General features: G+C 67.6%; 10 protein-coding genes and 1 pseudogene. 2 read left to right on the forward strand and 9 right to left on the reverse strand.

Annotated features, from left to right (window positions below):
• Positions 1 to 4 precede the first annotated feature (4 nt).
• From AC0LPE_RS02570 to AC0LPE_RS02610, 9 genes are all read right to left on the reverse strand, one after another.
• Positions 5 to 931, reverse strand: a complete 927-nt coding sequence (locus tag AC0LPE_RS02570; protein WP_490605543.1) for an ABC transporter permease — start codon at positions 929 to 931, stop codon at positions 5 to 7.
• Positions 928 to 2,955, reverse strand: coding sequence for an ABC transporter ATP-binding protein (locus tag AC0LPE_RS02575; RefSeq protein ID WP_490605544.1), 2,028 nt, complete (start codon positions 2,953 to 2,955; stop codon positions 928 to 930). The genes AC0LPE_RS02570 and AC0LPE_RS02575 overlap by 4 nt, the downstream gene beginning before the upstream one ends.
• An 82-nt stretch (positions 2,956 to 3,037) precedes the next feature.
• Positions 3,038 to 4,327, reverse strand: a complete 1,290-nt coding sequence (locus AC0LPE_RS02580; protein WP_490605545.1) for an MDR family MFS transporter — start codon at positions 4,325 to 4,327, stop codon at positions 3,038 to 3,040.
• A gap of 100 nt (positions 4,328 to 4,427) precedes the next feature.
• Positions 4,428 to 5,987: an ABC transporter substrate-binding protein gene (locus tag AC0LPE_RS02585; RefSeq protein ID WP_490605546.1), complete on the reverse strand. Its 1,560-nt coding sequence runs from the start codon at positions 5,985 to 5,987 to the stop codon at positions 4,428 to 4,430.
• Between the two features lie 120 nt (positions 5,988 to 6,107).
• Entirely contained in the window at positions 6,108 to 7,331 is a 1,224-nt protein-coding gene (gene speB, locus AC0LPE_RS02590; protein ID WP_490605547.1) for an agmatinase, read from the reverse strand.
• 181 nt (positions 7,332 to 7,512) lie between these two features.
• Positions 7,513 to 8,550: a LacI family DNA-binding transcriptional regulator gene (locus AC0LPE_RS02595; RefSeq protein WP_490605548.1), complete on the reverse strand. Its 1,038-nt coding sequence runs from the start codon at positions 8,548 to 8,550 to the stop codon at positions 7,513 to 7,515.
• 9 nt (positions 8,551 to 8,559) lie between these two features.
• Positions 8,560 to 9,309 (reverse strand): acetoacetate decarboxylase family protein, encoded by a 750-nt coding sequence (locus AC0LPE_RS02600; protein ID WP_490605549.1) that lies wholly within the window; start codon positions 9,307 to 9,309, stop codon positions 8,560 to 8,562.
• Between the two features lie 88 nt (positions 9,310 to 9,397).
• Positions 9,398 to 10,270 (reverse strand): aldo/keto reductase, encoded by an 873-nt coding sequence (locus tag AC0LPE_RS02605; RefSeq protein WP_490605550.1) that lies wholly within the window; start codon positions 10,268 to 10,270, stop codon positions 9,398 to 9,400.
• A gap of 17 nt (positions 10,271 to 10,287) precedes the next feature.
• Positions 10,288 to 11,592 (reverse strand): ATP-binding protein, encoded by a 1,305-nt coding sequence (locus tag AC0LPE_RS02610; protein ID WP_490605551.1) that lies wholly within the window; start codon positions 11,590 to 11,592, stop codon positions 10,288 to 10,290.
• A gap of 323 nt (positions 11,593 to 11,915) precedes the next feature.
• Here AC0LPE_RS02610 and AC0LPE_RS02615 point away from each other — a divergent pair.
• A pseudogene (locus AC0LPE_RS02615) lies at positions 11,916 to 12,119 on the forward strand (VOC family protein); the annotation flags it as partial.
• On the forward strand, positions 12,119 to 12,706 hold the full coding sequence (gene hsaB, locus AC0LPE_RS02620) for a 3-hydroxy-9,10-secoandrosta-1,3,5(10)-triene-9,17-dione monooxygenase reductase subunit (protein WP_016693305.1): 588 nt from the start codon (positions 12,119 to 12,121) through the stop codon (positions 12,704 to 12,706). The pseudogene AC0LPE_RS02615 and the gene hsaB, both read left to right, overlap by 1 nt.
• Positions 12,707 to 12,752: the final 46 nt, after the last annotated feature.

Below are 12,752 nucleotides of genomic sequence, written 5' to 3' on the forward strand. Positions count from 1 at the left end.
GCGGTCACCTCCGGACGAGCCGGTTACGCAGTGCGTCTCCGGCGAGATTCGAGAGCAGGGCGAGGAGCATGACGACGACGCCGGGAACGATCGGGATCCACCACGCGTCGAGGATCTCGACGAGGTTGCGCGAGGTGTCCGCGCCGAGCTCCGGCGCCGGGGCGGGCTGGCCCAAGCCGAGGAAGGACAGGGACGCGAGAGTCATGACGACGTTGCCGATGTCGAGCGAGGCCGTCACGATCGCGGTCGGCACGACACCGGGCAGGACGTGGCGCCACATGATGCGGAACCATCCGGCGCCGGCCATGCGAGCGGACTCCACGTGGGGTCGCGCAACGAGCGCGCGCACCTCACCCCGGATGATGCGGGCGTAGTACGGCCACCACACGACGAGAACGGCGAGCACGGTGTTGGACAGGCCCGGACCGAGCGCCGCGGACACCGCGACCGCCACGAGCATCGACGGCAGGGCGAGGAAGACGTCGGTCATCCGCATGAGCAGCGAGTCGACCCAGCCGCCGAACATTCCGGCCACGACTCCGACGACCGCGCCGATAACCAGCCCGAGTGCCGTGACGAGCACGGACAGCAGCCACGACGTCTGGAGCCCGGTCAGAACGCGGGACAGGGTGTCCCGGCCGATGGAGTCGGTGCCGAGTAGATGCCCGGCGCTGAACATGGGGAGTTTGGGTGCGCCGACCGGCTGCACCGGGTCGTACGGGGCGAGCATCGGCGCGACCAGTGACAGCAGGGTGACCCCGACGAGCAGGCCGATCAGGACCCGATCGACGGCGCGCCGCGCGTCGCCGGTCGCGAACCTCCGCGTGAAGGTGGTGGCCCGCCAACGAGGTGCGGGCAGCGACGGCACATCGGGTGCGTTCGTCCGCGCGGGTGCGACGGCGGTACCGCCGCGTTCGAGGGTGTCGGTCATCGGCTCTCTCCTGCACGGACGCAAGCGACTTCGTGCCGCGCGATGTCGGTTGTGGGGCGGCCGTCGATCGCGACGAGCTGGACGCCGGTGACGGTGTCGGAGCATTCGGGCACAGCGACGGGGCATCGGGGATGGAAGGCGCATCCGGTGGGCGGTGCGAGGGGGCTCGCGGGTTCACCGGCGAGCGGTGTGACGGTCCCGCCGGGCCGTGGAACGGCGTCGACGAGGGTTCGGGTGTAGGGGTGGCGGGGGTGTGCGATGACATCCTCGGCCCGGCCGAGCTCGACGATCCGTCCCAGGTACATCACGGCGATCCGGTCGCCGACGATGCGGGCCACCGCGAGGTCGTGGGTGACGAACATGACGGCGATGCCGAGGTCCCGCCGCAGCTCGTTGACGAGATTGAGAACCGTTGCGGCGACGGATACGTCGAGTGCCGACGTCGGTTCGTCGCACAGCAGGATCCGCGGTGGGACGATCGTCGCGCGGGCCAGCGCGACACGCTGGCGTTGACCGCCGGACAGTTCGCCCGGCCTGGCATCGAGCGTCGCGGCGGGTAGTCCGACGCGTTCGAGGATCGAGCGGATGCGCGACTCGCGTTTGCCGCGGTCCGCGTCGCGGATGCGTTCCTGGAGCAGTTCGCGGATGCTCATCCACGGAGTCAGTGAGCTGCCCGCATCCTGGAACACCATCTGGACGTCGGTGCCGGTGGGCGCGCGCATCGACCCGGTGAACCGCTTCTCGAGCCCGCCTGCGACGCGCAGCAGTGTCGATTTGCCGGAGCCGGATTCGCCGACGATGGCCATCGATTCGCCAGGACGCAGATCGAACGTGACGCCGCGCAGCGCAGCGAGCTGGGCACGTCTGCCTCGTTCGTCACGGACCCGGAATGTGCAGGCCACATCGGCGGCGGCAACGAGTGGTGCGCCCGTGACGATCTCGGGGATCGGCAGCGGGTCGAGTTCCTCGCTACCCGCCGCCGCCGCGAGCACCCGCGCGGTCTCGAAACATGCGGACTCGTGACCTGGCGTCGTGTCCGCGGCGGGCGTGTGTCCCGCGGTGTGGACGGCTTCGAGGAACGGAACGGATTCTGTGCAGCGATCCTGACGGAAGGTGCAGCGCGCGGCGAACGCGCAACCCTCGTCAGTGGAGGGCGCGACGTGAACCGGCGGACTCCACAGCCGACGCGTGCGGTCGGAGTCGAACGACAGACGCGATGCCAGCAGACCACGCGTATAGGGGTGGCGCGGCTGTTCGAGTACCTGCCGCGTGGTGCCGGTCTCCACGATGCGGCCGCGGTACATGACGACGATGCGGTCCGCAACCTGGGCCGCCACCCCGAGATCGTGGGTGATCAGCACGATCGAGCAGCCGATCTCGCCACGCAGCGACCCGAGGAGGTCGAGAACCTGAGCCTGCACGGTGACGTCGAGGGCGGTCGTCGGTTCGTCGGCAACCACCAGTTCGGGTTTGCCGGCCACGGCCATGGCGATCATGACCCGCTGGCGCAGACCGCCGGACAACTCGTGCGGGAACGACCGGTACCGCCGTTCCGGTTGCGGTATGCCGACCGCCCTCAGCAGCCGAATCGCTTCCTCGGACGAACCTGCCTTCTCCTCGACCTGCCGCCCGATGTGCATCGTCGGATTGAGCGATGTCATCGGGTCCTGGAAGACGACACCTACCCGGTTCCTGCGGGCCGTGCGCAACTGCTCGGCCGTCGACGTGCGGACGTCGAGACCGGCTATCTCGAGGCCGCCGTCGACGATCGGCCGCGCCGTGGACGGCAGGAGCCCGAGCATCGCCATGCTCATGACAGATTTGCCGGAGCCGGATTCGCCTACGACGCCGACGATCTCGCCGCGGCCGATCTCCAGGTCGATGCCGTGGAGAACCTGGTTGCGCGTGCTGTTGCGTTCGAGGCTCACGCGGAGGCCGCTGAGCCGGGCCACGGGCCGATCGACGCCGGGATCGGGCGGTTGCCCGCCGAGCGCCTCGGCGCGAAGAGTTGTTGCTGTCACCATTTGACCGCTCCTTCGTGCTGGGGATCGGGTCGGCTCGGGCGCCGCTGGCCGAGGCGTGGTGCCGGGATACTGCCCGGCGGTCTCAGGGGGAATGGACGGGGTCGGGAACATCGTGCTGCCGCGCGGTGGTCCAGGTGAGGCGGTGTTGCCGGGTGCGCGCGGTGACGGCCAACAGCACCGCCACCACGATCGCGAGTGCGCCGGCGCCGAGCCAGATTGCCTGCGCGCCCCACGCGTCGAGGACGAAGCCGCCGGCGACCGGTCCCACCGCGAGCGCCAGCGAATGCGTCAGGCCGTACACACCCTGGTAACGGCCGCGTCGGCGCGGATCGGCGAGATCGGCTGTCAGGGACTGGGCCTGGGGGTGGGACCCCATTTCCCCGAGTGTCCAGATCGCGACCGTGACGAAGTAGAAGGTGAGCGTCGTTGCCCACGCCTGGAGACCGAACCCGACGGCGGTCACGCAGATCGCGGCGACGATCACCGCGTCGCGGGTCCACCGGTTGAGGACACGTGCAGTGGGCAATTGCAGCACGCACAGCAGCACCCCGTTGAGCGTGAGGAGCATGCCGTAATGGCTCGACGGATGACCCTGCTCGGTCAGGACGAGCGGAAGTGTGCTCGTGGACTGTACGTAGACGATGGAGTACACGAACATTACGGCGACGAATGTCATGAACACGCGGTCAGTGAGCACGCCGAGCAGACCGCCGCGTTCGCCGGTCCCGAGCACCGGAGTCGTCGTGGACGTGGGCACATCCGAGCAGGGCGTGGTGGGGACCCGGGTTTCCGGCACCTTCGCGAGCACGACGAGCGTCGACACGAGCACCAGGGCAGCCTGTGCCCAGAACAGAAGGGCGAAGGACGATTCCGCCATGAATCCCGCGGCGAGCGGCCCGATCGCGTAACCGAGATTGACCGCCCAGTAGTTGTAGTTGAAGGCGGTGCGGCGGTGCCGGGGAGCGACGAGATCGCCGATCATGGTGCTGATGACGGGCCCGGCCGCGCCATTGAACAATCCGTACACCGCGAGCAGTCCTGCCACCACGAACTTGCCTTCGACGAAAGGGATCACGACGAGCACGGCGACGCTGAGCAGTTCGCTGCCGACGAGAACTCGCCGCCTGCCGATGCGATCGGCGAGCACGCCGCCGCTCAGCGCGCTCACCACGACACCCACACCGTATGCCGCGACGACCAGTCCCGCTTCGGTCGCGGACATTCCGACCTGCGATGTGAGGTAGATGGTCATGTACGGGACGACGAACCGGCCGATCCACACGACGAGCTGCGCCGTCCACAGCCACCAGAATGTGGTCGGCAAGTCGCGCAACCGGGCATGTCCGGTGTGCGCGTCGGACGGGCTGGACATCGGGGTTTCTCCGTTTCGGGTGGCGCCTTCCGGCGTGCGGTGCAGGGGTTGCGCGGTGCGGGAGGCGGGCCGTCCCACCGCGGGTGGGACGGCCCGTGACTCACTCGGAGGTCGCGACGTCGTCGACGCTCAGCGTCGCGAACGCCAGCGTGGCAGGGGCGGCGATGGAGTGGGACTGTTCCACACCTCCGAGCCAGGGCTGGGTCACCATGAAGTCGGTCGTCCGGGCGAACGTGGGCGCGCACATCGCGTCGTAGGCGGCTTCACCTGCCGCGAAATACTTTTCGTCGGAACCGGCGGCGAGGGCCTCGGCAAGGAGGGAAGACGTCTTGTCGTCGAAACACTGGAGGTGATTGAGTCCACCGTCCCGGTCCCAGAACACGTGCCCGTGCATGTACGGGCTGTTGGAGTCGGGCCACGTCCCCGGGGTGATCATCATGTCCGGCGACGCGGCCGGGTTCTCGTAGAACGAGCCGAACACCTCGGACGATTGGTGAGAGGTCACCGTGGCCTTCATTCCGAGCGCCTGAAGTTGCGCCGCAACGATGTTGGACATCTGCTCGGCGTCCGAACCGCCCGCGGCGTACCCGATCTGGATCGGGGTGCCGGCCGGGAGGGACTGCACCCAGGTGGCGAGTGCCGCGGGATCGTGGACCAGTTCACGGTGATCGAGGTCCGCGGGGAGTGACCCGGTGGGATAGTATCCGGCGGAGACCTGCGAGCTGGTACCGGTGACCTGGTCGACGAGCGCGGCCCAGTCGATGCCCTCGAACAGCGCGGTGCGTGCTGCGGCGCTCGCCAGCAGCGGACGATTCGGATTGAAGTAGGCGACGCCGACCTGGAACGACGGCAGCGAATACGCCGTCAGTGTGTCGGATTCGAGGTAGCCCTGCCTCGATGCGGTGGGGACACTGACGAGCAGCGCGTGCAGATCGCCGTTCTCGAGTTCCATCTGCATCGCGGAGATCTCGGTGTAGACCGGCAGTTCGACCGTGGTGAACTCGGGAACCGTACCGCCCCAGTATTGTTCGAAGTAGGTCAGTTCGTATCGCTCGCCGACCGCAGCCTCGGTCAGTTGGTACGGGCCGGTTCCGGCGTCGTGCGTCGACAGATAGGTCTGCGCGAAGTCGTTGCCGGCCTGCTCCGCCAGGACGGTCGGGCTCATCATGCGCGGGCCGTAGGGTGAGGCGAGGTAGTCCAGGAACGCGGAGTTCGGCTGGGACAGGACCACCTTCACCGTGTACGGGTCGATCTCCTGGACGTCGGAGACGTCTTCCACCATGTATGCGGGTCCGGCGTCGACCGCGGCGCGGCGGTCGAACGACGCCTGCACCGCGGACGCGTCGAAGGGCGTGCCGTCGTGGAAGGTGACGCCCTGGCGCAGCGCGAAGGTGTACTCCGTGAATGCGTCGTTGACCTCCCATGATTCGGCGAGCAGTGGCGCTATCACCGCCTCCTCGTGGTTACCGGGCTCGTACTGCACGAGCCCCTCGTAGACGTTCGTCGTAATCGCAAGCCCGTTGCCGGAGTAGTAGACGTCGGGGTCCGGCGGCTGGCCGATGTCATTGAGGACACCGAGTCGGAGCACTCCGTCGGTGGGAGGTGTTCCGCCGGAGCCGGAGCCGCCGCCCGAGCAGGCGGTCAGCAGGAGTGCGCTCACGCCCAGGAGGGCGGAGGCGCAGAGGACCCGGGAATACCCGCGTGTCGTTCGTCGCATCGTCGAAGCTCTTTCGTGATCGTGGCGTGCCGGGAGGTTGCTGCGCCGAGCGGGTCGGGCGGTTCAGCGGTCGCGGAAGACGGTGTTGCGCCGGTTGCCGTCGGAGTTCAGGCCGAGTGCGTAGGGGTGCGCGTAATTCGGTTCCGTGATGCCGCGGCGGTGCATCGCGATGCCGGTCATCGTCTCCCGAATCGCGCGGTTGGCGAGCAGGGCGGTGATCTCGCCACGGTCGTCGTACGGCGGGGAGACCTCGACGACATCCATGCCGACGATGCCGACTTCGGCCGACAGCCGGCGTACCGCGGTCAGCACGTCGGTGGAGGTCAGACCGCCGGGCTCCGGGGTGCCGGTGCCGGGCGCGAAAGCAGGATCGGCCACGTCGATGTCGAGCGAGATGTAGAGGTGGTCGGCCTGGTCGAGAGCCTCGTCCACCGCGCGTTCGAGGACCTTGGCGAATCCGTCACGGTTGATCTCGGCCATGAAGTGCGTGCGCATGTCGCGCTCGTCCATCCAGTCGAGGGCCTCCTGATCGGGCCAGTAGCCGCGTAGCCCGACCTGGACGAAGTTCTTGCCCGGAACGGCGCCAGACTCGATGAGGTGGCGCATCGGAGTTCCATGGGAGGCAAGGGAACCGGGGGAGTCCGGGCCGGTGTCGGCGTGGGCGTCGAAGTGGACGATGCCGACCTTGCCGTAGCCGTAGTGGTCCGCGACCGCAGTCGCGCACGGCCAGGTGATCGCGTGATCACCACCCATGATGATCGGAATGACGCCGGCGTCGACGACACTGCCCACGAACTTGCGGATGCCCTCGAACGTCGAAGCGGTGTTGCCCACGTGGATTGGGGCGTCGCCGTAGTCGCACATACGCAGGTCGGCGAACGCATCGACGTGGGTGTCGAGTGAGAAGTGCGCGCGTCCGTAGCCTCCTTTGTAGTCGCACGTCCGGATTGCCAGGGGCCCGTGGTTGGTGCCGGACCGGCCGGTTGCCGTTGCATCCCAAGGAACTCCGAGAACAGCAACGTCGATCTCGCCGGCGCGCAGGTCTTCCGGGGTCAGGCAGATGGGCAGTTTCGCGAACGTCTGGATGCCGCTGAAACCGCCTTCGGCGCGGCGGTTCACGTGGATCGGTCCCGGCTTGCGGTCGGTGTTGTAGTCGTCGACGGCCCCGTGGTTCTCGAGTCCCTCGCCGAGGCGGCGCGGCTGCTGCCAGAATCCTTCGGGGGCGAGCGGGTGATGATGGTGGTGACCGTCGTGATCGTGATCGGTCGGATTCGGCTGCTGCGTCATGGGCGCTTCTCCCCGTCCTCCCCTGGAGGACTGTGCTCGGGTTGTTACGCACTGAACGTAAAGGGATGCCTAAACGATTAGCCAGTGCTGAGGGCGCTGTTAACGTGACTTTTACGCACGGAACCCATGGGCCGATTCTGCGTCATTCGCCAGTTCTGTCCCGGTAATTCTGCTGAAACGATTAATCAGCGTGGAGCACGACGCTCGTCGATGCACGATGGTGCACGAGGGTCGGGACGGTGCGCACCGTCCCGACCTCCTGCGCGCCGTCGAGTAGTTCGAGGAGCCGCATCGCGCACGCCCGGCCGAGCGCAAGTGCGGGCAACTCGATCGCGGTGACCGGCGGGTCGCAGTCGTGGAGTGCCGGGGCGTCGGCACAGGCCGCGACGAGCACGTCGCGGCCGGGTTCGCGACCGGCCGCCCGCAACGCGTCGAGCGCGGTGAACACCTCCCAGCTCGACGCGACCAGGACGAGATCGATGTCGGCATGTTGTGCGAGGAACGTGCCGAGCTGCCGGCGCAGGGCCTCGGTCTCGACATCGGCGAACCGACTCTCGACGAACACCGCAGTCAGACCCCGTTCGGAACACCATTCGGCGACGGTCGACCGCAGGACATCGCCCCACCCCGAGTTCGCGTCCGGGGCGACGAGCAGGGGATGACGGGCACCGTGCGCATAGGCGTCTTCGAGGATCTCGCGCACCGCTGTCGCGTGGTCCGCTGTGACCACGTCGCTGGGTGGCAAGTTCGCCGGCAGATGCTCTCCCGCGACCACCGGCAACCGGGACTCCATGAGTTCCCGGGCGCGGGTGTCGTCGCCGATCGGGTCGGTGACGATGACGCCGTCGACGCGCGGCGCGGTGCGACGCGGAGTGCCGGCGTTGGAACTGAGCACGGCGACATCGTGGTCGTGCGCGTGTGCAGTCTCGATCACCCCGGCCAGGAAGTCGCGGAAGTACAGCGTGCCGAGAGCTACCGCGGCGTTCTGATGATGGACACCGAGCGCGTGGGTCCGGCCCGTCCGAAGGCCACGGCCGAGCGCATTGGGCACGTAGCCCAGTTGCTCGGACACCTGCCGGACGCGTTCGCGTGTCTCGTCCGTCATCCGGCCGCGACCGGACAGTGCCTGTGATGCGGTCGCCACGGACACACCGGACTGTGCTGCGACCTCACGCAGGGTCACAGCCGGATTCGGATTCGGGTGCCGTTTCGCCGCCACACGGACACCCTAACGGCTCGCAACCCCCGCGGCGTCCCCGAACGTCATCGCGAGATTCTCGATCGACGACGACACCAGCGCGCGTTTGGGCAGACCCAGTGCCCGCAGTTCGTCGGCGATCGGGTGCGTCCCCAGCCTCAGCTGTGCACCACCGATCCGGGAGCGCATCCCCGTCGGGTTCATGTCCCAGCTCGTCCGGCGCGTCACCGCGTCGAGGTGCGAGTACGCCGCCACGGAAGCGGTCGCGCCCGAACCTGGAATCGAAATACCCGGTGCGACAGTCAGTTCCGCGATGAGATGTCCGTCCTCCGACACCGTGGCGCGTTTGGTGGCACTGCGATGGTCGGTGTCGAAGTCGGCGAGGATCTTCGGGAAGCCCCAGATGCCGCGCCCGGCTGCGAGGGTGAAGTCGCCGTCGACCGGCAGTCGGTGGATCAGCGCGCCTGCACCACCCGATCCGAGCTCACGGAGGTCCTGCAGGACGGTGCCGCCGCGCCGATTGTGGTCGCGGACCAGAAAGCACACTCCGAATTCGTTGTACGGTCCGAGATCTCCGTCGACGTAGTCGACGAACACGAGGGTGCACAGACCGCGGCCGGGCCGGTACTGCAGGATCTCGAGGTCGCTGTCGGCGATCAGTGCCTGCGCGGGTGCGGTGGGCACCGAGTACATCGCTATGAAGGCCGTCGCGGTCCGGACCTGCACGGGCATCACGACCTCCTTGCCGAGGACGTGGTGTGTGCTCGCGGTGTCGCTCATGTCTGCCTTCCCGGAGGCTCGTGGAACGCTCGGATCAAGAATGAGAACGTGTTCCACTATTGGGTCCGGGGGCGACGAAAGCAAGGCCCTACGGTGCGCCCAGGCTCATCTCGTCCGGGTGTATCCCCAGGCGGTTTCCGTTCTCGAGGGTGTCGATCTCGCTCAGATCCAGTTCGGAGAGCTCGAAATCGAACACGTCGATGTTCTGAGCGATCCGGTCCTCGTGCACGGACTTCGGGATGACGATCAGCCCGTTCTGCAGGTGCCACCGGATCAGGACCTGGGCGGGCGACTTGCTGTGCCGGTCGGCGATGCGATCGATGATCGGGTCCGTGAGCAGGGTGTTCGGCTTCGACGCCCGGCCCCAGCCGGAACCGCTGGTGCCCCCGAGCGGGCTCCAGGATTCGACGGCGACGCCGAGCTCCGCCGCGCTCGCGCGGATATCGGTCTGCGGCAGGTTCGGATGCAATTCGACCTGGTCCACGGCGGGAAGCAGTCCGCCGCGATCGGCAAGCAGTTTCAGATGCCGCGGCTCGAAGTTGCAGACCCCGACGGCCTTCGCCTTCCCCGACGACGCGATCGCCTCCATCGCATCCCACGTGCGCAGAAGGCGCTGATCGTCGAGTAACGGCCAGTGCACGAGGTACAGATCGACATAGTCGAGGCCGAGCCGGTCCAGGCTCGCGTCGAACGCCGCCAGCGCCGGCTCGTACCCGTGGTCGGCGTTCCACAGCTTGGTGGTGACGAACAGGTCCTCGCGGGGGACCGCCGACGAGGCGATGCCGCGCCCGACCCCCGCCTCGTTGCCGTACGCGGCGGCGGTGTCGATGTGCCGGTAGCCGGCCTCGTCAATCGCGAATCGCACAATCTGCTCGGTCTGCTCGTCGGTGGCCTGCCAGACTCCCAGGCCGAGTTGCGGGATGGTCGTTCCGGAATTCAGGGTGATCGCCGGAGTGCTCATCGTCCCAGGCTAACCAATCACGCCTCCGCCGCCGCGAGTTCGAGCACCTCCTCTTCGGTCGGCGGACTCTTCGGATGATGCGTCAGGCACAACGGTGTCCGGGTTTTCCGGAATTCCGCTCCTTCGATCGCGGCATAGAAATGCCCGGCGGACAGTCGGCCGATGTCCGGCACCGTGCCGCCCTTGACGCGCGCCATCTCCTGCGCCGCCTGGATCTGGGCCGGGCTGTTCAGTAGTCCGTAGAACTGTGTTGCCGCATTGCCGGGGATCTTGTTGTTCAGTCCCTTGGGAGCCTGGGTCGCGAACACCAGGCCGAGCCCGTACTTGCGGGCCTGCGACGCCAGCGCCAGCGTGCTCTGCGTACATGCGGTGAATCCGCCCGACGGTGCGAAGTTCTGCGCTTCGTCCATGACGAACAGTGCGCCGAGCGGCCGGTCGCCGGCAGGGTTCTTCTTGATCCACGCGAACAACGCCATCTGCAACTGGTTGACGAAGCCCTGGCGCTGGTCGTCCGATGGCAGCCCGGACAGGTTCACCACCGACACGCGGGCCCGTCGGCCGGGGGACGGGGTGAGCAACATACCCGGATCGGCCGCTGCACCCTGTCCCCCGAAGAGGGGATCGTTGGCCATCGACGCCTTGAGGTTCTCCGCGAGATCCGCGGCGATCTTCGTGGCGTCGCGCAGGTTGCTGATGTGCTCGGGCAGGTCCTCGAGCAGCGCGACGAACTGGTCCAGGTTGCCGTGCGAGCGTTCCCCGAAGTATTCGAGCGCCTGCTTGAGCACGGCGCGCGCCTTGTCCGCGGCGGCGGACTTGCCGTCCACCTTCGCGCGCGGAGCCAGCGCCGCGACCGCGGATTCGACCGCGGCGTCGAATTCGTCGGCGTCGTCCACGACGCTTGCGAAGTCCGGCAGAGGCTGGAAAGCGAGTGGGCGACCGTTCTGCCGCCGTGGTGTCCACACGACCACCTCGGTGTGTTCGAGGTACTCGTCGGCCTTGGCCCGGTCTTCCGGGGTCCACGATCGCTCGCCGTCGGGCCACGGGCTGCCGAGTCGCGACAGGTCGTTGTTCGGATCCAGGATGATCGACGAAACACCCTGCAGCGCGCATTCTTCGACGATCCGCCGGATGAGCACGGTCTTACCCGACCCTGATCCGGCGAAGATTGCGGTGTGCTTGCGCAGCGCCTCAAGATCGACGTGTACCTGCTGTCCCGTGTCGACGGTGGTGCCGAGGGGGATGGACGCTGTCCCGGGCGCCGTCTCGGTCGTGACCGGGTCGGGGGTCGCTTCCGTCTCTTCCGGCAGTACTGTGGTATCCATGCAGGATGGTCGATGCCGCGGCGGAATCGAGTTCGTATCCCATTGATCCCGAAGGAATCTCGTCGTCGAGGATGTCGCCCAGCAGATCGGTCCCGTGTGCGGGGCGCCGGGATCGCAACCAGGCGTCGAGATTCTCGGGCCTGTCGTCGAGCATGGTTCGCAGTGTGGCGAACGTGCGCGCGTCTTCCGGCGAGAACGGGATCGTCCTTCCCCCGGCGCGCGTGAACTCGGCGACCGCCGCCTGGGTCTTCGCTCCCGCCGGCCACGGACCGTTGCGCAATACGATCAAGTGACGGCCGTCGACTCCAGAGTTGAATCCGGATGCGCTGCGGAAGAAGGTCAAGATGTCGGCGACGCTCGGCCGCCACGTCAACGACAAGATGCTGTCCTTCTACATGAAGACCCCCGGCGGATTCGACGTCGAATTCGGTTGCGAGGGGCTGCAGGTCGAGGACGACGACTGGATCGCCCGTGAATCCACGGCCGTGAGCCTGTGGGGCCACGACTTCTCGGTGGGAATGCAGTAATGACCGCGCCGGAGGCCGGAGAGAACGGTGCGATCGACCCGCGGGCCTTCCGCACCGTGCTCGGGCAGTTCTGCACCGGCGTCACCGTCATCACCACCACCGAGGACGACGGGACGCCTGTGGGATTCGCGTGCCAGTCGTTCGCGGCGTTGTCGCTCGACCCGCCGCTCGTGTTGTTCTGCCCCACGAAGCAGTCGCGGTCGTGGGCGGCCATCGAACGAGCGGGCCGCTTCTGCGTCAACGTCCTCGCCGAGGAACAACAGGAGACCTGCGCGCGGTTCGGTTCCCGCGAACCCGACAAGTTCGCCGGACTCGACTGGACACCCTCTCCGTTGGGCTCACCCGTCCTGACGGGATCGCTCGCGCACATCGATTGCACGGTCGAGACGGTGCACGACGGGGGAGACCACTGGGTGGTGTTCGGTCGCGTCTCGTCGCTGAGCGAGGTGCGCGACGAGAAGGAACGCCCGCTGCTCTTCTACCGCGGGCAGTACACCGGGATCGAACCGGAGAAGACGACTCCGGCGCCCTGGCGAGACGATCTCGAAGCGTTCCTCACCTCTGTCACGGAGGACACCTGGTTGTAGATCGCAGACCGTGAGTACCGCACGACGAAGCCGGGACGGCCACATC

This window comes from Rhodococcus sp. S3, from assembly GCF_058211795.1.